The organism is Hydrogenimonas urashimensis, assembly GCF_016593255.1.
GTDB lineage: Bacteria > Campylobacterota > Campylobacteria > Campylobacterales > Hydrogenimonadaceae > Hydrogenimonas > Hydrogenimonas urashimensis.
In genome coordinates this window covers 1,161,577-1,184,891 of sequence record NZ_AP023212.1, presented here as the reverse complement: position 1 = coordinate 1,184,891, position 23,315 = coordinate 1,161,577, and the positions used below count along the sequence as shown (strand labels likewise).

The 23,315-nt window shown below is 52.2% G+C and carries 25 protein-coding genes; 22 read left to right on the top strand and 3 right to left on the bottom strand.

All coding sequences use genetic code 11. The features are described 5' to 3' along the window. Positions 1 to 6: 6 nt before the first annotated feature. From purE to JMG82_RS05945, 5 genes are all read left to right on the top strand, one after another. Positions 7 to 507 carry a 5-(carboxyamino)imidazole ribonucleotide mutase gene (gene purE / locus JMG82_RS05965; RefSeq protein WP_201351823.1) on the top strand — a complete coding sequence of 167 codons (501 nt, stop codon included), beginning with the start codon at positions 7 to 9 and terminating at the stop codon, positions 505 to 507. 69 nt (positions 508 to 576) lie between these two features. Next, positions 577 to 1,062, top strand: a complete 486-nt coding sequence (locus JMG82_RS05960) for a DUF3972 domain-containing protein (RefSeq protein ID WP_201351822.1) — start codon at positions 577 to 579, stop codon at positions 1,060 to 1,062. Next, positions 1,059 to 1,928, top strand: coding sequence for a damage-control phosphatase ARMT1 family protein (locus tag JMG82_RS05955; protein WP_201351821.1), 870 nt, complete (start codon positions 1,059 to 1,061; stop codon positions 1,926 to 1,928). The genes JMG82_RS05960 and JMG82_RS05955 overlap by 4 nt, the downstream gene beginning before the upstream one ends. Then, positions 1,921 to 2,418 (top strand): hypothetical protein, encoded by a 498-nt coding sequence (locus tag JMG82_RS05950; protein ID WP_201351820.1) that lies wholly within the window; start codon positions 1,921 to 1,923, stop codon positions 2,416 to 2,418. Before JMG82_RS05955 ends, JMG82_RS05950 begins: the two co-directional genes overlap by 8 nt. A 12-nt stretch (positions 2,419 to 2,430) precedes the next feature. Then, on the top strand, positions 2,431 to 3,471 hold the full coding sequence (locus JMG82_RS05945; RefSeq protein ID WP_201351819.1) for an HD-GYP domain-containing protein: 1,041 nt from the start codon (positions 2,431 to 2,433) through the stop codon (positions 3,469 to 3,471). A 23-nt stretch (positions 3,472 to 3,494) separates the two neighbouring features. On the opposite strand, the gene JMG82_RS05940 is transcribed toward JMG82_RS05945, so the two are convergent. Beyond that, entirely contained in the window at positions 3,495 to 5,570 is a 2,076-nt protein-coding gene (locus JMG82_RS05940) for a TonB-dependent receptor plug domain-containing protein (protein WP_201351818.1), read from the bottom strand. Between the two features lie 139 nt (positions 5,571 to 5,709). On the opposite strand from JMG82_RS05940, the gene JMG82_RS05935 reads away from it, so the two are divergent. The 17 genes from JMG82_RS05935 to JMG82_RS05855 all read left to right on the top strand — a co-directional run bounded on the left by JMG82_RS05935 (position 5,710) and on the right by JMG82_RS05855 (position 21,245). Next, positions 5,710 to 8,319, top strand: a complete 2,610-nt coding sequence (locus JMG82_RS05935) for a YfiR/HmsC family protein (protein ID WP_201351817.1) — start codon at positions 5,710 to 5,712, stop codon at positions 8,317 to 8,319. A 34-nt stretch (positions 8,320 to 8,353) separates the two neighbouring features. Continuing rightward, positions 8,354 to 8,611: a glutaredoxin family protein gene (locus JMG82_RS05930; RefSeq protein WP_201351816.1), complete on the top strand. Its 258-nt coding sequence runs from the start codon at positions 8,354 to 8,356 to the stop codon at positions 8,609 to 8,611. Next, a complete protein-coding gene (gene glyQ / locus JMG82_RS05925) occupies positions 8,608 to 9,495 on the top strand; it encodes a glycine--tRNA ligase subunit alpha (protein ID WP_201351815.1) in 888 nt (295 codons plus the stop codon). The genes JMG82_RS05930 and glyQ overlap by 4 nt, the downstream gene beginning before the upstream one ends. A gap of 81 nt (positions 9,496 to 9,576) precedes the next feature. Beyond that, positions 9,577 to 10,299: a Nif3-like dinuclear metal center hexameric protein gene (locus tag JMG82_RS05920; RefSeq protein ID WP_201351814.1), complete on the top strand. Its 723-nt coding sequence runs from the start codon at positions 9,577 to 9,579 to the stop codon at positions 10,297 to 10,299. Positions 10,300 to 10,315: 16 nt separating this feature from the next. Further along, complete coding sequence (locus JMG82_RS05915; RefSeq protein ID WP_201351813.1) at positions 10,316 to 11,044, top strand: zinc ribbon domain-containing protein; 729 nt, start codon at positions 10,316 to 10,318, stop codon at positions 11,042 to 11,044. A gap of 56 nt (positions 11,045 to 11,100) precedes the next feature. Then, positions 11,101 to 12,264 (top strand): lipid IV(A) 3-deoxy-D-manno-octulosonic acid transferase, encoded by a 1,164-nt coding sequence (gene waaA, locus JMG82_RS05910; protein ID WP_236579104.1) that lies wholly within the window; start codon positions 11,101 to 11,103, stop codon positions 12,262 to 12,264. Further along, positions 12,254 to 12,541, top strand: coding sequence for a DUF167 domain-containing protein (locus JMG82_RS05905; protein WP_201351812.1), 288 nt, complete (start codon positions 12,254 to 12,256; stop codon positions 12,539 to 12,541). Before waaA ends, JMG82_RS05905 begins: the two co-directional genes overlap by 11 nt. 154 nt (positions 12,542 to 12,695) lie before the next feature. After that, positions 12,696 to 13,442 carry an RluA family pseudouridine synthase gene (locus JMG82_RS05900; protein ID WP_201351811.1) on the top strand — a complete coding sequence of 249 codons (747 nt, stop codon included), beginning with the start codon at positions 12,696 to 12,698 and terminating at the stop codon, positions 13,440 to 13,442. A gap of 134 nt (positions 13,443 to 13,576) precedes the next feature. Further along, a complete protein-coding gene (gene ffh, locus JMG82_RS05895) occupies positions 13,577 to 14,920 on the top strand; it encodes a signal recognition particle protein (RefSeq protein WP_201351810.1) in 1,344 nt (447 codons plus the stop codon). Positions 14,921 to 15,017: 97 nt separating this feature from the next. Next, positions 15,018 to 15,245, top strand: coding sequence for a 30S ribosomal protein S16 (gene rpsP, locus JMG82_RS05890; protein ID WP_201351809.1), 228 nt, complete (start codon positions 15,018 to 15,020; stop codon positions 15,243 to 15,245). Positions 15,246 to 15,249: 4 nt separating this feature from the next. Next, positions 15,250 to 15,495 (top strand): KH domain-containing protein, encoded by a 246-nt coding sequence (locus tag JMG82_RS05885; protein WP_201351808.1) that lies wholly within the window; start codon positions 15,250 to 15,252, stop codon positions 15,493 to 15,495. 7 nt (positions 15,496 to 15,502) lie between these two features. Continuing rightward, positions 15,503 to 16,030: a ribosome maturation factor RimM gene (gene rimM / locus JMG82_RS05880; protein WP_201351807.1), complete on the top strand. Its 528-nt coding sequence runs from the start codon at positions 15,503 to 15,505 to the stop codon at positions 16,028 to 16,030. Beyond that, positions 16,030 to 16,746 (top strand): tRNA (guanosine(37)-N1)-methyltransferase TrmD, encoded by a 717-nt coding sequence (trmD, locus tag JMG82_RS05875; RefSeq protein WP_201351806.1) that lies wholly within the window; start codon positions 16,030 to 16,032, stop codon positions 16,744 to 16,746. Before rimM ends, trmD begins: the two co-directional genes overlap by 1 nt. Then, positions 16,727 to 17,086: a 50S ribosomal protein L19 gene (gene rplS / locus JMG82_RS05870; RefSeq protein WP_201351805.1), complete on the top strand. Its 360-nt coding sequence runs from the start codon at positions 16,727 to 16,729 to the stop codon at positions 17,084 to 17,086. The genes trmD and rplS overlap by 20 nt, the downstream gene beginning before the upstream one ends. A gap of 148 nt (positions 17,087 to 17,234) precedes the next feature. Continuing rightward, a complete protein-coding gene (locus JMG82_RS05865; protein WP_236579211.1) occupies positions 17,235 to 17,774 on the top strand; it encodes a peptidylprolyl isomerase in 540 nt (179 codons plus the stop codon). Between the two features lie 87 nt (positions 17,775 to 17,861). Further along, positions 17,862 to 18,992: an FIST signal transduction protein gene (locus JMG82_RS05860; protein WP_201351803.1), complete on the top strand. Its 1,131-nt coding sequence runs from the start codon at positions 17,862 to 17,864 to the stop codon at positions 18,990 to 18,992. Next, on the top strand, positions 18,993 to 21,245 hold the full coding sequence (locus tag JMG82_RS05855) for a sensor domain-containing protein (protein ID WP_201351802.1): 2,253 nt from the start codon (positions 18,993 to 18,995) through the stop codon (positions 21,243 to 21,245). On the opposite strand, the gene JMG82_RS05850 is transcribed toward JMG82_RS05855, so the two are convergent. Beyond that, a complete protein-coding gene (locus tag JMG82_RS05850) occupies positions 21,242 to 22,324 on the bottom strand; it encodes a hypothetical protein (RefSeq protein ID WP_201351801.1) in 1,083 nt (360 codons plus the stop codon). The genes JMG82_RS05855 and JMG82_RS05850 overlap by 4 nt on opposite strands. Positions 22,325 to 22,721: 397 nt before the next feature. Further along, entirely contained in the window at positions 22,722 to 23,180 is a 459-nt protein-coding gene (smpB, locus tag JMG82_RS05845) for an SsrA-binding protein SmpB (RefSeq protein ID WP_201351800.1), read from the bottom strand. Positions 23,181 to 23,315: the final 135 nt, after the last annotated feature.

Here is a 23,315-nt window from a genome sequence, read left to right as displayed (position 1 = left end):
AAGAGTATGCGATTTGTGTCGATTATTATCGGAAGCAAGAGCGATTACGAGGTGATGAAAGAGTGCGGCAAGACGCTGGAGAAGTTCGGTGTTCCCTATGAACTGATCATCTCTTCGGCGCATAGAAGCCCGGAGAGGACCAAAACCTATATCAAAGAGGCGGAAGAGCGCGGCGCGGTCGTCTTCATCGCGGCAGCCGGCATGGCGGCGCACCTGGCGGGGGCCGTGGCGGCCACGACGATCAAGCCGGTCATAGGCGTACCGATGAGCTCTTCCGACCTGCGCGGGGAAGATGCGCTGCTCAGTACCGTTATGATGCCGGCTGGCATGCCTGTCGCGACACTCGCTATCGGCAAAGCGGGCGCCATCAACAGCGCCTACCTGGCGATGCAGATTCTGGCCATCGACGATGACGAACTGAAGGTGAAGCTCACCGAAGACCGTCTGGCCAAAGCGAAGAAGGTCGAGACCGATTCGGCGGAGATCGAAGTTCTGATCGCCGAATGAACCGCCGAGTTTGATGTTTATGCAGCGTCGGTTCCCCAATCCACCCGTCCGTGAAAAGAAGGAGTTGCAATGAGTACATGGCTGAATATCCGGGCCTATGCCAAACTGGTCGGAAAAGATTTCGATGAGGTGCTTGATCTGATCGATCGGGGTATGGTCGACTCGAAAGAGGAGGATGGAGAGATCTTCATCAGAGCCGAAGCCCAGGGCAATCTGCCGACCTCAAGCGGCAATTTGAAGGGCGAAGTGCTCAGGGTCGATATGGAGACGGGAGACGGGCTGCAGTTTGTTGAAAAGACGATCGGCACGATTCTTTCGATGCACGAGAAGGTCGTCGACGCGAAGGAGGAGACCCTCGAAGCTCTCAAGAACGAGAACCAGTTTCTCAAAGAGGCGCTGATGTCGATGCAGGAGCTTTACGACGAAGATAGGCGGACGATCGAAACTCTCACCGGCGAACTCAATGCCACGAGAGAGGAGCTGGAGTTCGTCAAACGTAAATACAAGCTGATGTGGGGCAAGATGGTCGAAAAGCACGCGGGACGCCGCTCATGAAAATGACGCCCGAGTGCGTTGCCTGCATCTTCTCCCAGGCGCTGAGAGTATGCGAGACACTGGGTGTCGACAGAAATACGACGAAAAAGGTTCTAGACAGGGTCGGATGCGATGTACCCGCATGGTCTTTTGACCAGACCCCTCCTCAGGTGGCAGCCCGGGTCTATCCGATGATCGCAGAGATACTGCGGACCGATGACATCTATCGCGATTTCAAGAGGGAGGCGACGGAGCATGCCAGGGCCTTCATTCCCTTTATCGAAGCGACCATCGAAAAGAGTGTGGACAGGTTCCATGCCGCATTGAAGGCGGCTGTGGCGGGCAACGTGATCGACCTGGCGGCGACGGAGCAATTCGACCTGGAAGAGGAGGTGGCGAAAGTTTTCGAGACCCCCTTCGCTATCGATGACAGCGCTCGGTTGCGGCAGATGCTCGAATCGGCCCGAAACGTGCTGGTGATCGGCGACAATGCCGGCGAACACCTCTTCGACAAACTCCTGATACGTGAACTGAAGCGGCTCTATCCCGATATCCGATTCGGTTACGTGGTACGGGGTGTGCCGATCATCAACGACGTGACGTTCCAGGAGGCGAAGGAAGCGGGCCTGGACGAGGTGGCTGTGATCATAGACAGCGGCGTCGATACGCCGGGACTCGACCTTTCGCGGATGAGCGAAACGATGCGAAGGCACTACAACGAGGCCGATCTTGTCATATCCAAAGGGATGGGAAACTACGAATCGCTCAACGACACTTCCACGCGCCCGACCTTTTATCTGCTGAAGATAAAATGCAGCGTGGTTGCCGCTTCGCTGGGAAAAAGCGTGGGGGAGATTATCTGTTACAAGGGGGAGTGCAATGATTGAGAAACTGATCGACGAAAAGCTGCTGCCTTTTCTCTATACCCAGCCGAAACATCCGATGCGTTTCAACGAATTGATGAAGGCGAATAAGCTTCTGGTAGACAATATGCCGCTGGAGGGGCAGATACCGGGTGTCAAACTGCGTCTTGGACGCGCCTATCTCTTCATGATCGTCGTCTGGAATATCGTATTGATTCCCCTCGCGCTTCTCTTTCACAAACTTCTTGCGAAAATCGACTGCCACATCGCCATCATTCTGGCAGTCTTCTTCACGCTCTTCTTTTTCGGTGTATTGCAGATTTTCAAACAGTGGACGATGGAGAAGATGGCGGAAAAAATGATCAAAAAGGCGTGGGAGATTCACTTTCCCTATTACGACTACGGGACCTATCATACGAAGGTGGCGAAGTTCTACGACGACGCGATCGAGCGGGGCGTAACGGGTGCGAACCTGGAGATGTATATCATGAACGCCCTTTCACTGGAAACCTAAGTGAGGAATGAGATGAACAAGGGATATGAAATACTTATTGTTGAAGACCGGATGGAGAATTTGCAACTGCTCAGAGAGATTCTCGAAAGAAACGGGTACACCGTTCGTCTGGCTTCCAACGGGGAACTGGCACTCAAAAGCGTCGCCAAAAAGATACCGAATCTGATTCTCCTTGATATCCGGATGGAAGGGATGGACGGATTCGAAGTGTGTCATCGTCTCAAAGAAGATCCCCAAACCCGTTCTATCCCCATCATCTTCATCAGCGCTCTGGAGGATACGAGAGCCAAAGTGCGTGCATTTCGGGAGGGAGGCGTCGACTACATCACCAAACCTTTTGCCGCAGAAGAGGTGCTGATGCGGGTTAAGACCCATCTACAGCTCAACGACTATCAGCACAATCTGGAAGAGCGGGTAAAAGAGGGAATAGCACAGATTCGCACACTCAACGATGAGTTGCAAAATACCCAGGATGAAATGATTGTTGTTTTGGGTGCTTTGCTTGAAAAAAGAGACGATATAACGGGCAAACATGTCGTGCGTGTCGCCGAATTTTCGAAACGTCTCGCTTCGATGTACGGTTTGAGTGAAGAGGAGATTACACTGATTCACAAGGCGGCACCCATGCACGATGCGGGCAAGGTCGCCATTCCCGATCATATACTCAACAAACCGGGTTCTTTTACGCCCGAGGAGTGGGAAATCATGAAAACCCATGCGATCAAAGGGTACGAAATTTTCAAAGATTCCACCCAACCCATTCTTCACTACGCAGCGATTATCGCACGGGATCATCATGAAAGATGGGATGGTAAAGGGTATCCGTACGGACAAAAAGCGGAAGAGATCAGTATCGCCGGGCGTATTGTCTGCATCGCCGATGTTTTCGACGCTTTGACCCATGACAGAGTCTACAAGAGAGCATGGAGTATCGACAAAGCCAGGAATTTTATGGAGGAGAACCGCAGCAGGATGTTCGATCCGAAACTCCTCGATCTTTTTCTCGACAATTTCGACGAATTCGTGGATATCAGAGCCCGATTGCAGGATTGAGGAAGAGCGGCTTTGGCGTTTTTCTAAAAAGAGTAAGCAACATCGATCGCTACCGATGCCGGTTCATCGATGGTATGGCTGGGTATATTGACATAATTGCGTTTGTTGAGGTCGTCGTCGAAAAGTCCCAGCAGATTGTAGATATGCAAACCATAACGCCAATGCCTGTTGGGACGATAGATGATACCTATATCCAAAAAGGCTGAAAGTCCGAAAGCCCGTTTGGAGTCTTTGTAGAGGGGCAGTTTCAAAAGATCCCAATCGTTCTCTTTCCAGAAATCGGAACTTTTCGGGTCGTAATGGTGGGTATCCATATTGTAATCGGCCATATCCACGGCTCCCGGTTTTCCCCACAAGATTCTCAGACTGTTGAACCATTCCAGCCCTTTTTGCAAATGCCAGGTTAGACGGGCTTTGGTGATATGGTTGTCCCATGCCATCAGGTCGTGGCCGTATCCATAGGGCATCGCACTGACAAATTGGGTATCAAGATCGGTGTCGGCCAGATCGAAATCGCCCAGTTTGGTGAATGTATGGGAGAGATCGAATTCGTAATCGTCCGTTTTATAGTGAAAAGAGGCTTCGATACCCCATATCCTCAGGCGACCCAGATGACTTTGCAGCTTCTTGTTTTTGTTGTAGGCGACCAAATTCTGGTCGTTGAAATAAAAAGAGGACTCGAATTTCCAGCTGCTGTCCAATCGGTGATCGTAGATGATCTCGTAGTGGTCGATTGTCTCCAGATCCCCTTTCTGATCCAACAGGTCGTGTTGAAGGAGCAGATCGTAATCGTCCGAATGGCGATTAGAGTGGTTGTAAATTAGTTTGATCGTATCGTAGGAAGTGGGGAGGTAAACGACGGAAATGCGTGGCGAAAACATCCATTGTGTGAAGCGGTGCTTGTCTGCCCTGGCTCCAAAAAAAGCGGTCCATCTGTCGTTGACGATCCATTGATATTCACCATAGAAGGAGAGCATATCGGAGTACCATTTTCTCTCCATCACTTCTAAAAAAGGTTGGTTGAAATGTTTGAAATCGTTGTAGGAGTAGGAACAACCCACAGCGAACAGATGGTTTGAATCGGGGGTGATCTGCGCCAAAGTCGCCAGATAGGTGTTCTTTTCGACCCATTTTTTGCCTCGTGTCGGTTGTTGCGCCGTATTGATATCCACGTCTGTCTGCATATAACTGATGGATGATGTTATATCGACTTTATCCGACAAAGTCGAGTGATATTGACCGTATAACGTGGCTTGACGGTTTTTTGCTCCCGTATCACGTAAATCTTTCGGATCGAATACGGCATAACGGTGTTGACCGGAGGGCATGGCGATACCGCTTTGCGTCCATCGGCCCCAGAGTGTGAAATTTTCTCCATCGAGTTGCATGTGGAGTTTTTCCCTGGGCTGGTCGTGAAAACTTTGACCGATACGGGTCGTTTCGATGGGCATGTTTTTGTTGGCATGAATCAGAATTTTATCTGTATCCCAGGGACGGTTGGTCAAGTCGAAAGCCAGTTTGTGGTGGGCATGGTCCGTTTCACTTCCATGGGCTTTGTCAATACCCGCATAAAGAAAGAGCGAAAATCCGTTCTCCAGTTTCTGTCCGTGGCGGACCTCCGCGGAGAGAAGCTCGTCCACGGCGCCCGCTTCCATATGAAAATCGGTGCCCTCATAATTGCTACCGCTGAAAGTTTCGATATTGATGACGCCGGCGATGGCTCCGGGGCCGAAGACGGCCGATCCCGGATCGCTGTAAACCATGATGCGGCGAATGTCCCCCAGCAGCGAAAACCACCGTTCCGTCGCCGCGCCGCCGTCGGCGGCTTTGATATTCATTTGCCTGCCGTTGACCAGTAGCAGAATTTTGTTGTTACGGTCGCTTATGATTCCCCGGATTCCCAACTGATCTCCATGGACACTGTGGGAGTAGGTCAATCCGGGAACGTAAATCTCCAACAGTTGATCCAGATTTTTCGGATTGGCGCGGACGATCTGTTCATGGGTGATGACTGTAACGGAAGCGGGGGATGTTCTGGGATCCGTTTCGGTGAGTGTGGCACCCGTTTCCATAATGGGTATCTGGCTCAAATCTTCCAATGTGAGATCAAACAGTTCATCAGCACTCCAGCCATTCATGCAGAATAAGAGAGAGAAAAGAAAAAAAGCGTATCTCATTAGGAATGCTCTAATCAAAAATTGAATATATTCGATTATATCAGAAAAGATAGGTTGTTGTATGTGGTTTTATAAAAAAGTCTGGCTGATGGCCCTGATGGTGCTGTCGGTGGTCATGGTCAGCGATGCATCGAAGATACGCTACGAAAATCCCAGAAGTTACGAAGATCTGATATCCGCCTATATCTATCTGCTCGCAAAAAATACGAGATGGCCGTATACCGCTCTTAAAAAAGAAAAGTTTGTGATCGCCGTCTATGAAAAGGGGCGAAAACGGATCTATCCGCGCTTGAAATCGATGACACGAAATCTTAAGCTTCACGATCTCTCCGTCGAAGTGGTTTCACTTGACAGGATCGACCCAAACCGACTGAAAAACTATCATCTCCTCTTTGTCGACCGGCCTTTTGCGAAAGAGGTTCCTCAAATCTATCGCATGATTCCCGCGTCTCTGCCGCTGCTGCTGATCACCGGCGATGCCGATTCTGCTGAATCGATCATGATCAATATCTATTTCGACAGCAGGCACCGAGCCCGGATTCAGATCAATAGGGAAAACATAGAAAAGCATCGTTTGCATGTATCGAAAGAGATTCTGTTGACAGGCGGCAGCGAAGTTGGTATCAGCCGGCTTTTCGAGGCCTCTTTACGGGCCTTGAAAGAACAGGAGCTGAAATACAACCGATTGCTGCAGCAGAACCGGAGACTCCAGGAGACGATCGTGTCGAAACGGCAGGAGATTGAAAAACTGAAATCGAAATTCAAAACCTTGACGGAGGCATATCGCAAAAAAGAGAAGAAGCTTGCAGAGAATGAAAGAAAATTACGTTCGACAGAAAAACGACTGGAAACACAACGTTGGCGGCTGCAGGAGAAAGAGCGACAGGTTACAGCGAAAGAGCGGCAACTCGCCGCACTGGAGAAAGAGATCGAAAAACGTCAAAAACTTCTGAAGGAGCGTGAAAAGAAACTGGAGCGTCAGGAACGGCAAATTGTGAAACGGGCCAAAACGTTGGAAACCCAGAAAGCCACCATCGCCGAACTCGATCGCACCATCCGAGCCCAAAGGGAAAAAATCGCGGCCGTCAAAGCCGAAATTCTTCACCATCAGGCTGTTATAAAAAAACAGAACCTGAAACTTGCGCAGCAAAGTACGATACTCTACTACCTGGCCGCCATTATCGGACTACTGATCCTCTTTCTTCTTTACGGGCTCTATATGCACAGACGCTTCCAGCGTCTGACATCGGAGTTGAAAAGTGCCAAAGAGGAGGCGGAGTATGCCAGCCGTTCCAAATCGGTCTTCCTGGCCAATATGAGTCACGAGCTGCGTACCCCCCTGAATGCGATTCTTGGATTTTCGGAGTTGATGCTCAAAGATCGTGATTTGGATGAGAAGGAGAGGGAGAAGCTCTCCATCATTCACAGAAGCGGACGATTCCTGCTCACGCTGATCAACGACGTTCTGGACCTCTCACGTATCGAAGCGAACAAAGTGAAAGTGGAAAAGGGTCCTGTCGACCCTGTATCCATCGCGAAAGATATTGTTCTGTTGATGGAAGTGCGTGCCCACCGCAAACAGCTCTCTTTGCAGACGAAAGTGGCCTCCAACCTACCCGGTTGCATTCTCGCAGACGAGAAGAAGATACGACAGATTCTCATCAATTTTCTCACCAATGCCGTCAAATACAGTGAAAAGGGGACCGTTCTGCTTCATATCGGCTATAGAGACGGAAAGCTGGTGATCGAGGTGCAGGATGAGGGGGTGGGTATCGCCAGGGAAAACCTGAAGAAAATTTTCGAACCCTTTATCCAGGTCGGAAGCGCTTCCGAAAAAACCGGTACGGGCCTGGGATTGTCGATCGTTTCGCAGTATGTCCGCCTGATGGGAGGAGAGTTGGAGGTCGAGAGTCAAGAGGATGTCGGATCCACCTTCCGTGCGATGATCCCTGCCGAGGTATGCGATGAAAATAAAAAAATGACGCATAGCTTCGAAAAGATGGAAAATGAAGAGATCGTCGGTGTTTCCAAGAAGGATCGGGACAAACGGATTCTGATCGTCGAAGACAAAGAGGAGAATCGGTTGCTGCTGCGTACCCAGATCGAGTCGCTGGGACTGCAGGTGGCCACGGCCACCAACGGGCAAGAGGCGGTGGAACGTTTCAAAACCTGGCATCCCGATTTCATATGGATGGACAATCGAATGCCCATTATGAATGGCGAAGAGGCGACCAGAATCATCCGTTCCCTTCCGGATGGAGATCGCGTTAAGATCGTTGGACTCAGCGCCAGCGTCTTCTCCGATGAAAAAGAGCGGATCTTGAAAGTCGGTCTGGACGATTTTGTCGCCAAACCCTACAGTGTGAAAAAGATTTATGAGACGATGCAGAAATATCTGGGTTTGACCTACCTTTACCGCTCCAACGAAAGCAACGACGAAGAGAGCAGTTTGGAGACGATTGATACGGAATCTTTGAAAAAGAGATTGTACAAGCTGGATAAAGCGCGTTTGAGAGAACTCCATGATGTGGTGATCCTGCTGGATGCGAAACGGATCGATGACGTGATCGAAAAAATAGAAGCAACAGATCCCGAATTGTCCGCGATGTTGAAGAATCTGGCAAGTCAGTTTCAGTATCAGACCATTCTTGAGGCGATTGAAATGATATAATTCCACAAAAATTCCAAACAGCAGGAGGTGTGCCATGGCCGAAGCGAAACCGAAACGCCAGAAACAGGTGGTTCTCTTCACGTCACCGGGATGCGTCTGGTGTACACGCGCCAAAACCTTCTTCAAGAAAAACGACATCAAATTCAAGACGATCGATATCAGCACCAACAAACAGGCGGCCAAAGATTGTGAACGCCACGGTTGCCGGGGTGTGCCCGTGGTTCTGATCGGCAGTCAATGGATCTGCGGTTTCGACGAACCCAAAATCAAGAAAGCATTGGATATCAGATGATCACATTCACCGACCTCCTTCTCAAGCTCCAGACCTACTGGGCCCGGCAGGGTTGCAACATCGTTCAGCCCTACGACATTCCTGCGGGCGCGGGGACTTTCCATCCGGCGACCTTGCTAAGAAGCCTCGACTCCAAACCGTGGGCGGCCGCCTACGTGGCGCCCAGCCGCCGCCCAACCGACGGCCGGTACGGGGAGAACCCGAACCGACTGGGGGCCTATTACCAGTTTCAGGTGCTCATCAAACCAAGCCCCGACGACATCCAGGACCTCTACCTCAAAAGCCTGGAGTATCTGGGGCTCGATCTGAGCCGGCACGATATCCGCTTCGTCGAGGACAACTGGGAATCGCCGACCCTGGGTGCCTGGGGGTTGGGTTGGGAAGTGTGGCTCGATGGCATGGAGGTGACGCAGTTCACCTATTTTCAGCAGGTTGGCGGCCTGCCGTGCGATCCGGTGGCGGCCGAGATCACCTACGGCACCGAACGGCTGGCAATGTACCTGCAGGGGGTCGAGTCGGTTTTTGATATCGTCTGGAACGAAAAGGATGGCCAGGTGACCACCTATGCCGATGTCCATAAAGAGAGCGAGTACGAATTTTCGAAATACCACTTCGAAACAGCCGATACCCAGATGCTCTTTGGCCATTTTGACGATGCGGCCAAAGAGTGCCGCCGCTGTCTGGACGCGGGACTGCCGCTGCCCGCTTACGATCAGTGCATGATCGCGTCGCACCTTTTCAACACTCTCGATGCCCGCAAGGCGATTTCGGTCACCGAACGGGCCAACTACATCCTTAAAATCCGGGAGCTGGCCAAAGGGTGCGCCGAACTGTACAAAGAGCAAGAAGGCGAGCGGGAGCGCCGAATCCGTGGCGAAGCGTGACCGCTTTGCTCTCTTTTGTCCTTTTCGGCATAGAGTGCGGGATGCCGCAATTTTCGGTTTAGAGTTGCAAAAAGAGTTTCGATGACCATCGCAGAAATCTATGAGCGTCTTGACGAATTGAGCCCCTTCGAGCTGCAGGAATCCTGGGACAACAGTGGCCTGCTTCTTGGCGAAAGAGGGCAGGAGGCTGCACGCATCGTTTTGAGTGTCGATATCGATGAGGGCATGATCGAAGAGGCGGAGGAGAACACCCTCTTCATCCTCCACCATCCGCTTATCTTTTCGGGCCTCAAGCGGCTGTTGTGGAACGAGTACCCGGCCAACCTGCTGCGGAAAATGGTTCGAAAGAACCATGCGATGATCGCGATGCACACGAACTTCGACCAGACCCATCTGAACCGGTACGTTTTCGAAGAGGTTCTGGGCTTCGATGTCGCCTACTGCGAGGGATTCGTCTGCGTGACGGAGGGAGAGTGGCGAAGCGATGCGCTTTTGAAGCGTATCAAAGAGAGACTGGGACTGGGACAGATGCGCATCGTCGGCAACAAAAAAAGTGTGCGCCGGGTCGCCATGACGACAGGCGCGGGCGCGGGGCTGATGGACACCCTCGACGCCGACCTTTTTCTCACCGGCGACATCAAATTCCACGATGCGATGAAAGCGCTTTCGAAGGGGCTGATGATGGCCGATATCGGCCACTTTGAGAGTGAAAAGTATTTCGCCGAGGCGCTGGCGCCCTATTTGAAAAATTTGCCGATTCCGGTTATAATTGCACAATCAATCAACCCCTTCACCTACATCTGATAAGGAAAAACCATCCATGAACAAGCATCTTGAAGAGCTTATAGAACTGTCCAAAATCGACCAGGCTATTGACGCATTCGAACCGAGAATTGCCAAAGCACGGGCGAAACTCGCGGAAGTCGAAGAGCAAGAAAGCGCCGTCGAACGGGAGATTCTCGAGCTTGAAGAGGATATCCGGGATGCCGAGCTCAAAAAGGCGAAAAACGATCTGCACATCCAGGAACTTACAGAGAAACTCGAAGCCAACAAGAAGAAGACGGCGGAAGCGAAAACCGAGAAAGAGATCAAAGCGCTCCAGCTCGAAGAGGAGATCGCCAGGGAACAGCTCGATTTTGCCAACGAAGAGATCGAACGTCTCGAAAATCTGATCGAAACCCGCAAAGCGGAGATCGAAACCAAAAAAGGGGAGCTGGAAGCCCTGAAAGAGAAGAGCGCCCTTTTGAAAGAGGAGGTCGAAAAGGAGCTCGCCGATATCGAGAAGCAGAAGCAGGAGCTGTTCGGGCAGAAGCAGGAGCTGGTCGCGAAAATGAGCCAGAAGATTCTCGCTTTCTACGACAAGATCCGCCGATGGGCGAAGAATACGGCCGTCGTTCCGGTACGCAAACAGGCCTGCATGGGCTGCTTCATGAAGATCAACGACAAAACCTACGCGGAAGTGATCAAAGGGGAGGAGATCACCACCTGCCCGCATTGCGGACGCATTCTCTACCTTGAAATGCAGAAAGAAGAAGAGACCGCTGAATAATTCTCTCCCACGGTGCGGTCATGGGGGCGCCAACGGCGCCTTTTTGTGTTGAAGCCATGATTTTCACATTTGTCTATACCCTTTTTGCGTGGGTTCTGTACATCGTTTCGATCCCTTTGCTCCTTCTTTTTTCTTTCAAGCGCAAGTACCGAGAATCCATTCCCGCACGCTTCTTTCTCTGGCGCAACCCTCCGCTGCCGGCGCACCGTATCTGGTTCCATGCCTGCAGTTTCGGCGAAACGCGTGCCATCAAACCGCTCATCGAGGCATTTGAGAGGGACGAGACGGCGATCACGACAACAACGCAGACCGGATATGCCCAGGCGAAAAAGATGGCCGAAGCGGTGCGTTACCTCCCTTTCGAGCCGCTGCTGTGGTTTTGGCTCAAACCTCAAAAGGCCCTGGTGGTCATGGAGGCGGAGCTTTGGTATCTGCTATTTTGTCTGGCCAAGCGCCGGGGGGCAAAAACCCTCCTGATCAACGCACGGATTTCCGACCGGTCCTACAAAAGCTATCTTCGCTTCGCATGGTTTTACCGCAGAATCTTTTCCTGGATTGACGTGGTTTTCGCCCAAAGCGAAAAGGACAGAAAACGGCTGGAAAAGCTGGGGGCCGTCAACATCCGTGTGACGGGCAATATCAAACTCGCACAGCTGCCCGAGCCGACGAAACGGTACGAAAAACCGGAGGGCACCGTCGTGACGGCCGCCAGCACCCACGAAGGGGAAGAGGAGGGGATTCTTCGCGCCTTCATCGCCTGGAGAGCCCGCCACAGCGATGCGAAGCTCGTCGTCGTGCCGCGCCATCCGGAGCGGTTCGAAAAAGTGGCCGCCCTGCTGGCACGGGAGGCGAAAGCGCACGGACTCGGCTTCGGCCGATTCAGTGAAAAAGAGGGTTTTAAAAACGCCATCACCCTTGTGGATGCGATGGGGGAGCTGGTCAATGTCTACGCCATCACCGACATCGTCGTTCTAGGCGGTGCTTTCGTACCCGTGGGCGGACACAATCCCGCCGAAGCGGTGCCCTTTGGATGCCGGCTGGTCACCGGTCCTCACATTTTCAACCAACGAGCGATGTTCGATGCGGTGGAGGGGGCGGTCTTTTGCGAACTGGAGAGCCTCGAGGATGGGTTGGAGCGTGCCTTCGCCGCATCGCCTCTGCATCTTTCGACCCCCCTTTCGCTGGAGCCGATACTCGAGGAGATCCGCAGTGTGGTATGATATCCAAACCGATCATGTCGATCTTTTCATCAGCGCGCGGCCGGCAAGCAGCCGCAACGAGATTGCCGGTGTATTTGACGACACGTTGAAGGTGAAAGTCAAGGCGCCGGCGGTGGAGGGGGCGGCCAACAAAGAGCTTGTGAAGTTTCTCGCCAAACTCTTCAAAGTCCCCAAAAGCGAGGTGCGTTTTGTTTCGGGAGAGACTTCCAAGCGCAAACGCATCCGCTTTCCAAAGAGCGAGAAACTGATGCGGTTCATTGAGGATACAACATCGTGAACAACCTTTTGCTGTCGGAAAAAATCTCTTCCGCCGCGCGGAGAGGCGCGTCGCTCGATCATCCCGCCAAAGCGTCGCAAAGCAGTGTGTTGTGCGAAAGGGTCGCGATGCATCGAGGCTGCAAAGAAGGGTAATATAAAAGAGGAAACAGCGGATGGAAAAAGAGAAAGCGTACAAACTGCTGGCTGTACAGATGGGGCTGTCGAACTCCAAAGCAAAAGAGCTGATCGACAGAGGTGTCGTCTATGTGGGGAACAAAAAGGTGGCTATCGCGCGGGGAGAGCTCCCTGTCGATACGAAATTCCGTGTTCTCAAACTCCATCAAGTCGAGATACTCTACGAAAACGACGAGGTCATGGCGCTCAACAAGCCGGCGTTCTTGACCAGCGACGAGGCTGCGAGGGAGTTTGGGGGCGCAAAGCTTCTTCACCGTCTCGACCGTGAAACCAGTGGCGTGCTGCTGCTTGCCAAAACCAAGGCGTTCGAAAAGAAAGCGCTCGAAGCTTTCAAGGCGCGCGCCGTCTACAAAGTCTACACCTGCTGGGTTGACGGAATCGTCAGCGAACCGATGACGATCGACAAACCGATCAAGACGATCAAGCACAACGGCCACGCCTACAGCAAGATAGACCGCAAGGGAAAAGAGGCGATCACCCACATCGAACCGATCATGATTTCGGGGCACAAAACCAAACTCCGGGTCATCATAGAGACCGGCCGGACCCATCAGATCCGCCTGCATCTCAAAAGCGTCGGTCATCCGATCATCGGCGACCGGCAGTATGGTCTCACCTCCGCCCAGACCAACCGCATGCTTCTGCACGCTCTCGAGCTGAAGCTGCTGGGATACGATTTCAAAGCGAAAGAGCCGAAAGGATTCGATGTTTTCATCAGCAGGTAGCAGGGGGTGTCGTCTGTTGCCTCCGGGCGATGCAATCTTATATTTAATTAAAATTAAAGTCTATATAAGGTAAAATGCCGCACTTTGAATAGACCCTGCAGAGTCCGAAACCAATCGAGGAAGGTGAATGATCCGTGTTTGAGTCATTGAGCAACAGTTTTCAGAATGCCATCAGCAAAATACGCTTCAAGGACGACGAAAAAGCGCTGAAGCGTGCCCTTGGCGAGCTGAAGAAGTCGTTGCTGAAGGCCGATGTGCACCACAAGGTCGTCAAAGAGCTGCTGAGTGTCGTCGAGCGGGAGACGAAGCTCGCCGGCATCGGAAAAGAGAATTTTCTCAAGGCACTCAAAAACGAGCTGACGGAGATTCTGACGGCACCGGGCAAACAGGGGTTCGTCTACAGCCCGACCCCTCCTACGGTGGTCATGATGGCCGGTCTGCAGGGATCGGGAAAGACGACGACCGCCGGCAAACTCGCTTACTATCTCAAACTCCGCAAGAAAAAGGTGCTTCTTGCGGCCGCCGACCTTCAGCGCCTCGCGGCCGTGGAGCAATTGCGCCAGATCGCGAACCAGATCGAAGTCGACGTACTCGCCGACGAATCGATCAAGGACCCCGTGGAAGTGGCGAAGCGTGCGCTGAAAAAGGCGAAGGAGGGCAATTACGATGTCCTCATCGTCGATACGGCCGGCCGCCTGGCGATCGACCAGGAGATGATGGATGAGATCAAGCGGGTCAAAGAGGCGCTCAATCCCGACGAGATATTCTATGTCGCCGACTCCCTGACCGGACAGGATGCGGTCCGCAGTGCCGCGGCTTTCAACAAGGAACTGGGCCTCACCGGTGTGATTCTAAGCAAGTACGACGGGGACAGCAAGGGGGGTGTGGCCCTGGGCATCGCCAAACAGGTGGGCGTGCCCCTGCGTTTCATCGGTTCGGGCGAAAAGATGCCGGACCTGGAGGTTTTCATTCCGGACCGGATCGTCGGCCGCCTGATGGGGGCGGGCGATATCGAGTCGCTGGCGGAGAAAGCCACCGCCGTCATCGACGAGAAAGAGGCGAAACGTGTCGCCAGGAAGATCAAAAAAGGGCAGTTCAACTTCAACGACTTTCTGGAGCAGCTGGAGCAGATGAAGAAGCTGGGGTCGCTCAAATCGCTGATCGGCATGATTCCGGGAATGAGCAAGATGGCCGGCGCCATCAAGGACCTCGACCTGGAAAATTCCGGCGAGATCAAAAAGATCAAAGCACTGATCAGCTCGATGACTCCGAAGGAGCGCGAAAATCCCGATCTTCTCAACAACAGCCGCAAACGACGGCTCGCCAAGGGGGCGGGGTTGAGCCAGATGGAGGTGAACAAGGTGCTCAAGCAGTTCAAAAACGCCGCGAAGATGGCGAAGAAATTCTCCGGCAAAAAGGGAATGCAGGACCTGCAGAATATGATGAGCCAGATGCAAGGCGGCGGGTTTCCCCGTTGACGCCTTTTCGGGACACTGACCTAAACGAACCCGTCATTCGTTTAGGTCAGTGCCTCTTCAGGCAGATGAATTTAACAGACACTAACAAGGAGACAATATGACAACCATCAGACTGACACGCATGGGACGCAAGAAACGACCCTTCTATCGAATCGTTGTAACAGACAGCCGAAAGCGCCGTGACAGCGGCTGGATCGAATCGATCGGCTATTACGATCCGATGACCGAACCCGCTACGGTCAAACTTGATGAAGAGCGTTACAATTACTGGCTGAGTGTCGGAGCGCAGCCGAGCGAACGCGTCAAGAAACTCGCCGGAAAGTAAAAAGATGATCGAAAACTTTGTGCGCGATTTCGCGAAACTCATCGCATCCCATCCGGAGGATATCGTCGTCGAGAGAAACCGGCTCGGCGAAAATTTCGATGAGATCGTCATCTACGCGCACAAAGAGGATGCCGGCAAACTGATCGGCAAGGAGGGCAGGATGATCAACGCTCTTAAAACACTCATCAGCGGCTGTAAAGCCAAGGACGGCATCAGCTACCGGGTCAACGTGCGGACGACGGAGGAGTGAAAAGGGTATGGAACCCGACAAACTTCCCATTGCCCGCATCGGCAAGACGGTGGGTCTGCGGGGTGAGCTCCGCCTCAATCTTCTAACCGATTTCCCCGAACAGTTCAAAAAGGGTGCCCGCTTCATGAGCGAGAGGGGCACCCTGACCGTCGCCTCCTACAACCCTGAGCGCGGAACCGTACGCTTCGAGGGCATCGACAATGTCGACGACGCCAAAAAACTCACCAACCTCTATCTCTATACGACCCGTGAAGCGGGGGAAGCCTCCTGCCATCTGGAAGAGGGAGAGTATTTCTGGTACCAGATTATCGGGCTCGATGTGCAAGAGGGGGAAGAGGTTCTCGGTCGGGTGAAAGCGATCGAACGGATGGCGGGCACCGACTATCTCGTCGTCGAAACCGCCGATCTTCTCGTCGCGCAAGGGTTGCCGAAAGGGTTTCTCATTCCCTATATCGACCGCTATATCGAGCGTGTCGATCTGGAAGGAAAAAAAGTCCTGACCCGTGGCGCCGGAGAGATTTTGGAAGCGAGTTGATGCGCTTTACGTTCGTCACGCTTTTTCGGCCTCTGATGGAGGGGTATTTTGAAGACTCCATCCTGAAGCGGGCCATCGAAAAGGGCCTCCTTTCGGTCGACTTTCTCAACCCCAGGGATTTCACGACCGACAAACACCGCAAGGTCGACGATACCGCGGCCGGCGGCGGTGCGGGAATGGTGATGATGCCCCAGCCGCTCGACGATGCGCTGAAGCATCTCAAAGCCGAGTCGCCGGAAGCCCGAATCGTTTTCACGACGCCTGTGGGCAAGCCCTTCAGGCAAGCTGACGCGAAGCGGTTCGCCTCCTCGCAGAACCACATGGTGTTCGTCAGCGGCCGGTACGAAGGGATCGACGAGCGTATCATAGAACTCTGGGCCGACGAGGTCTTCTCCATCGGCGACTACATTCTCACGGGCGGGGAACTCCCCTCGCTCGTGATGGCGGACGCCATCAGTCGGTTGGTGCCGGGCGTGCTCGGAAATGCCGACTCTCTCTCGGCCGAGAGTTTTGAAACCGAGCTTTTGGAGGCACCCTCTTTCACACGGCCTAAAAGTTTCCATAATTTAAGTATTCCTTCAGAATTATTAAAGGGAAACCATAGTAAAATTAACGCCCTGAAAAAAAGGCTGGCGATAGCCAAAACAAAATATTTTCGACCTGACCGATATCTGAAATCTACCCAAAGGGAAAGTGATGAAAAATCGATATATTGAATCTTTCGAGCAGGCGCAAGTCGCAAGCAAGAACATTCCACAATTCCGCGCCGGCGATACTGTCCGTGTCGCGGTCAACATCAAAGAGGGTGACAAAACCCGTATCCAGAACTTCGAAGGTGTCTGCATCTCCATCCGCGGTGAGGGGACAGGCAAAAGCTTCACCGTACGAAAAATCGGTGCGAACAACGTTGGTGTCGAGCGTATTTTCCCGCTTTATAGCGACAGCATCGAAAGTATCGAGGTGGTCCGACGCGGTCGTGTCCGACGCGCGAAACTCTACTATCTGCGAAACCTCCGCGGTAAAGCGGCTCGTATCAAGGAACTTCGCCGCAAGTGATTTTTTTCGGCCCCCTTCCCTTTGGGGTCCGACGCTTTTTCTCTCATCTTTTCTTTCAATCCTTTTTGGCTAAAATGATTCCATAATTTCTGCCATTGGAATTTTCATGCGACTCTTTATCCTCATTTTTTCTCTCACTCTGTTTTGCATGCCTCTTTTTTCGGCAAACGATACGAAAGTGCGCACCCGTGTCGATGAGCACCCCCTGGTGAGACTCCAGACGACGATGGGAGATATTGTGCTTGAAATTCGTCCTGACTGGGCCCCTTTGGCGAGCGAAAACTTTCTTGGGCATGTCAAAGAGGGCTACTACGACGGCGTCTCTTTTCACCGGGTCATCCGGGGATTCATGATACAAAGCGGCGATCCCACCGGTACGGGGAGTGGGGGTGATTCGATCTGGCACAGACCCTTCAGGGACGAATTCGCTCCCAATGTGGTTTTCGACAAACCCGGAATCCTCGCGATGGCCAATGCCGGACCCAATACCAACCGAAGCCAGTTTTTCATCACGGTGGGCCGCTCGCCATGGCTGAACGGACACTACACGATTTTCGGCAGGGTCAAAGAGGGGATGAAAACGGTCTTTGAGATATCCAACACACCGACCGACAGGAGGGACCGCCCGCTGCGAACCGTCAAAATACTCAAAGCGACAATGGTGGACTCTTTTGCCACAAAACATTAGGATATTCCAATAGATATCTAACAAAATTACTGTTTTTATCGATACTATATGAACAGAATTTGTGGAGAAAGCAGTATGAAAGTTCGTATGTATCGATTCTCCGACCGATGGAGTGAACCTTTCGACAGATCGCTCGATTCCGAATCGACCGTGGTGCTGATGTTTGGTGCGATAGACAGAGAAAAAGCGCTCGACGCTGCGTTGCAGGAAGTGTGCGAAGCCTATCCCCTGGCCATCAAGGCGGGATGTTCCGGCGCAGGGGAGATATTCGACGATGAATTGTTCGAACATTCGCTGGTCGTTGCCGTCGTGCGGCTGGAGAAAAGCAGAGTGAAAAAAGTGGCGTTTCCGATTGATTCTCCCGACGAATCGAAAAGAATCGGTGCCGAACTGGCCCGTTCACTGATGAAGGAGAAGGAGCTCAAAGCGGTTCTGGTACTAAGCGAAGGTCTGACGATCAACGGTTCGGAACTGACAAGAGGCATCAACAGCGTGCTACCGCGGGATATCGTCGTCACGGGCGGTCTTGCCGGAGACGATGACCGGTTCGAAAAGACATTCGTCGTCGACGACCAGTGTTCCGCGCTGCCCAGGATGGTTAGTGCCATCGGGTTTTACGGCGACCATTTCCGAATAGCATCAGGGTATCAGGGAGGATGGGACAGGTTCGGCATCGAACGGGAGATCACCTCGTCGAAAAAGAACGTTTTATATACCCTCAACAACGAACCGGCGCTCGAAGTCTACAAGCGGTATCTGGGAAAGCACGCCGACGAGCTGCCCGCCAGTGCGCTCCTGTTTCCTCTGGCCATTCGCGAATCCAAAGAGAGCGCGGAGACGAAGGTAAGAACCGTATTGGCCGTCAGCGAGGAGGATCAGTCGATCACTTTCGCCGGGGACATGCCAGAAGGCGGATTTGCGACATTCATGAAAGCCAATTTCGACCGGCTTATCGACGGTGCCTATGAAGCGGCGGAAACGATGGCGGAAGGGCAGACGGTGACAATGGACGCGCTCAGTATCGCCATCAGCTGTGTGGGCAGAAAGCTTCTTTTGAAACAGCGGACAGAAGAGGAACTCGAAGCGGCCCTGGATGTCCTGCCCAAAGGTGTCAGGCAGATCGGATTCTACTCCTACGGAGAGATCTCTCCGATGCATTCGGGTATGTGCGACCTGCACAACCAAACCATGACGCTGACATTGCTCTGGGAAGCGTAGATGCACCGGCTCCTTCGGCGTATTCTCAAAAAGAGCGGTCTCTCTCCCGACACCGTACCCTCCATCGAGGGGTGGAAGAAATTTCTCGATAAACTGGACGAGACATATATCAGTCACGACGAGGACCGGTATCTGCTCGAGCGTTCACTGGAAATCTCGTCCCAGGAGATGGAACAGCTGCTCGAAGCTTCCAAAGAGAGCTATCAGCGGCGGATTTCCGCGCTCATCAAAGTTATTCCCGATCTCATTTTCTATGTCGACGAGGATGGCAAGTATCTCGATGTTCTTTCTCGTGGCAAGGACGACCTTCTTTACCTTCCCCGTGACGAGATTATCGGAAGGAGAATCGATGAAATCTTTCCTCCCGAATACGCAAAACTCTTTTACGAAGCCACGGTCGAAGCGATTCGGACCAATTCCCTTAAAATCATCAACTACCCGATGAATCTTAAAAACGAAAGATGCTTCTACGAAGCGCGCATCATGCCGACAAACATCAAGGAGAACGGAAAACGCACGACAATCACCATCGTCAGGGACATGACGGCACAAAAGAAGTCGACGGAGTATCTCAATGTGATTAAAAAGATATTTGAAGATGCGACGGAGGGGATCATGATCGCTTCGCGCGAGGGTCACTATCTGGAAGTCAACGATGCCTTCTGCCGAATGCTCGGTATCATGAAGCATCAGCTTCCCGGATATCGGCTCGTCGATTTCCGCCCCTTTTTCGATGACGAGACGATGGAGAACATCGTCTCCTCTCTCGAGGAGAAAAACCTTTTTCACGGTGAAGTGACCATCAGGCGACGTGACGCAACGAAGCTTCTGGCCTGGTTGTCGATCGATACCGTTTTCAATGAGAAGGGTGAAGCGACCTATCGGGTGGCGATGCTCACGGATATCTCCGAACTGCAGTCTTCCCGGGAGAAACTCCATTTTACCGCAACCCACGACATGCTCACGAAACTACCCAACAGAATGCATCTTTTCGAGCGGCTGGATGGGGCACTCAAACGCGCCAAACGCTACGGCGGAAAGGGTGCGCTCTTTTTTATCGATCTGGACAATTTCAAGGAAATCAACGATACCGCAGGGCACGGTGCGGGAGACAGAGTGCTGATCGAATGTTCCCGGCGCATCAAGAACGTTCTGCGGGAGACCGACACTTTCGGACGACTGGGAGGAGACGAGTTTTTATTGATAACGGAAAACATCAAACAAGCCGATGCCTCGATGCATGTGGCACAGAAGATACTTCGCGAGATCAATCACCCTTTTGTCGTGGGGGAAGAGAGCTATGACCTGGGTGCCAGTATCGGTATCGCATTTTTTCCCGATGACAGCAGCGAGGCAGAAGAGCTCGTCCAGTTTGCGGACATGGCGATGTATCGGGCAAAAGAGAAGGGAAAAAACAGGTTCCAGTACTATTCCAAATCGCTCGACAGCAACGTCAAGCGCCACTACATGATCGAACGGGCGCTCAAGGATGCGCTGCGCCGTGAAAGCTACTATCTTCTCTATCAGCCGCAACTTGGCCTCAAGAAAGAAAAGGTGACGGGTGTCGAGGCGCTGCTGCGGGTCGATGAGACGATTTTAGGACTCATCTCTCCGGCCGAATTCATACCCATCGCTGAGGAGAGCGACCTGATCATCAAAATTGGCAAATGGGTTTTTAAAGAGTGCTGTCGCCAGATCGTCCGGTGGCGAAAGGAGGGAATCGAGGATCTGCTTGTGGCGGTCAACCTCTCACGCAAACAGCTGATGGACGAAAGTTGGAGCGCCTTTGTCGAAACGACGATTCAAAGATATGACGTCGATCCTTCCAATATCGAATTCGAGATTACCGAGACGACTTTCATGCACTCCAAAAAGCAGGGATATCGGACGATCACATCGTTGCAGAAGATGGGATTTCGTTTTTCCATCGACGATTTTGGCACGGGTTATTCTTCTTTGGCGAACCTCAAGCAGTTTACTTTGGACAAGCTGAAGATCGACCGTACGTTTATCATGGATATCGAAAAGAACGAGTCGGACAGGGCCATCGTCAAAGCGTCGATTGCTCTTGCCAAGGCGCTCGGCCTTTCGACCATCGCCGAAGGGGTCGAAACGGAGAAACAGAAAGAGATTTTAAAAGAGATGGGATGCGATGAAATGCAGGGATATCTCTTCAGCAAACCGGTACCGCCCACGCACATCGCATCGCTTCTGAGAAAAAGAGACAAGAAGATGGAAGAGAGCACCTCTTAGAGGATCTTTCCCTCCTCTTTTGTTTCGATCTCCAGGGACTCTGCCGCCTCTTCGCTCTCCGGTGGAAGGGAAAGACCTTCTTCCGCATACTGCTCCTGCTCCGATGTTTCCATCTTTGGCATGGGATGATTCTCCATCAGCGCCAAAACGATCTTCTCGCCGTGGGTGATCGCGTCGGAGAGCTGCCTGGAGGGTGTTCCTTCCGTTGTGACAATGGCGATATTAAGCAGAGGAATCAGCGCTTCGGCGCACTCAGTAGCACGCTTGACGGCATCCTTGGAGGGGTTGCGGTACGCTTCGAAATCACTCCCTTCCGTATGGATGATGCGCTGCAGCACCGCATTGAATTCCTGCATATAGATATCGCAGGTTTCCAGAATTTTTCCGAGTTTGTCGAGCTCGTCCGCCAGTTCGTCCAGAGCCTGTGCGTAACGGTTTTTCACTTCGTGGTACTTTTCCGCTTCGCCATAGATCCCTTCGGCGGTCTGAAGATTGCGCCTCGCGCTCTTTGCCATCATGATCGACCATGCGATCATCCATGCGGCGATGGCGGCGATGGCGAGGACGACGATGCCGAAAACGGGGCTTCCCATATCGGGATCGAAGGCGCCCCCGCTCAGCCAGGCCAAAATCTTTTCGAGGCGGAGGATGTCGGTGAATGTCTCCTTTGCCACCGGCTGACCGGTTCCTACGGCGCCGATGAGAAGGGCGACAGCCACGGTGAGGAGCGCGGCGAGCAGCGAAACGAAGAAAGCGCCGCCTTTGCCTCCCCGCACATCCTTGATTTCCACGGGTTCGATATCCGATTTTTCATAGAGTGGCTGCAACTGTTCACCAAGGGGAGCTTCGGCCACCGGTGTGAGTTCGATGGCAGGTTCGTTTTCGATACTCTCGAACCGTTTTCGGAATTTCGCAAGGGTCTGTTTGATCAATTGCGATCGGAGGGCATCGATTTCGGCAAGCTTTTTTTCCAGTCGCTCTTTGGCTTTTGCGAACCTTTCGTCGATGGAGGAAACGAGGTTTTTCGCATCGTCGATCAACTCTTCGGCCCGTTTTTGATGCTGCATGGTTGAAAACATGGGAGACTCCTTTGTTTGTTCTCTACCGTTAATTGTGCCAAAAAACCGCATACATTCGCATAAGAAAAGAATGAGACACAACAGAGGGATTGAGAAAAGCTGCGGGAATCCGCCGGTTTGACGCTTTCGTGTGTGTCGGCCATACGGGCTCGGACAGCATCGATAAACGGGCGTTCTGGTTTTCATAACAATAAAATATATTTAATGAATATGGAAAAAATAATCAGCAAATTCAACAAAAATAAAGTATGACGAAGGAAGAATACTATTATCAAAATTTATTTTAAAGGAGTAGCCGATGACACCCATGGAACTTGTTGCATCTGTCTATGCGCTTGCTGCTGTCAGCATCGCACCGACATGGACAATTTTTCAACTCAAAAAGCACTGAGCCCTGCTAATAGCGCTGTTTCATTGCCGCCCGGGCTTCGCGTTCGGCGGTTTTTCTCTTCAGCGTCTCTCTTTTGTCATGTAACTTTTTCCCTTTGGCCAGGGCTATCTGCAGCTTCGCCTTGTTGCGCTCGTTGAAATAGAGCATCAGCGGGACGATGGCAAGTCCCTCCTGTTTGACTCTTCCCAACCATTTGTCGATCTGTTTGCGGTGCAACAGTAGTTTTCTCGGGCGTTTTTCGTCGGGTTTGTAGTGGGGATTGGTGCTTTCCAGGAACGAGATATGCATGCCGAAGACCCAAGCTTCGCCTTTGACAATCCGCACATAACTGTCTTTGAGGTTGACCCGTCCCATTCGGATCGATTTGACTTCGCTGCCGAGCAGTTCGATACCCGCTTCCAGCTTTTCGATGATTTCGTAGTCGTGAAAGGCTTTTTTGTTTTTGGCAACGATTTTGATCGGCATGGCTGTCACTTTTTAGGGTAAATTGGATCTGCTATTATACAGCATCATTCTGCCTCCGGATTAATCTCCATTCATACTTGCTTAGACTTCGCTGACACTTATCGATGTATAATGTTCAGAAGAGATTGTAAAACC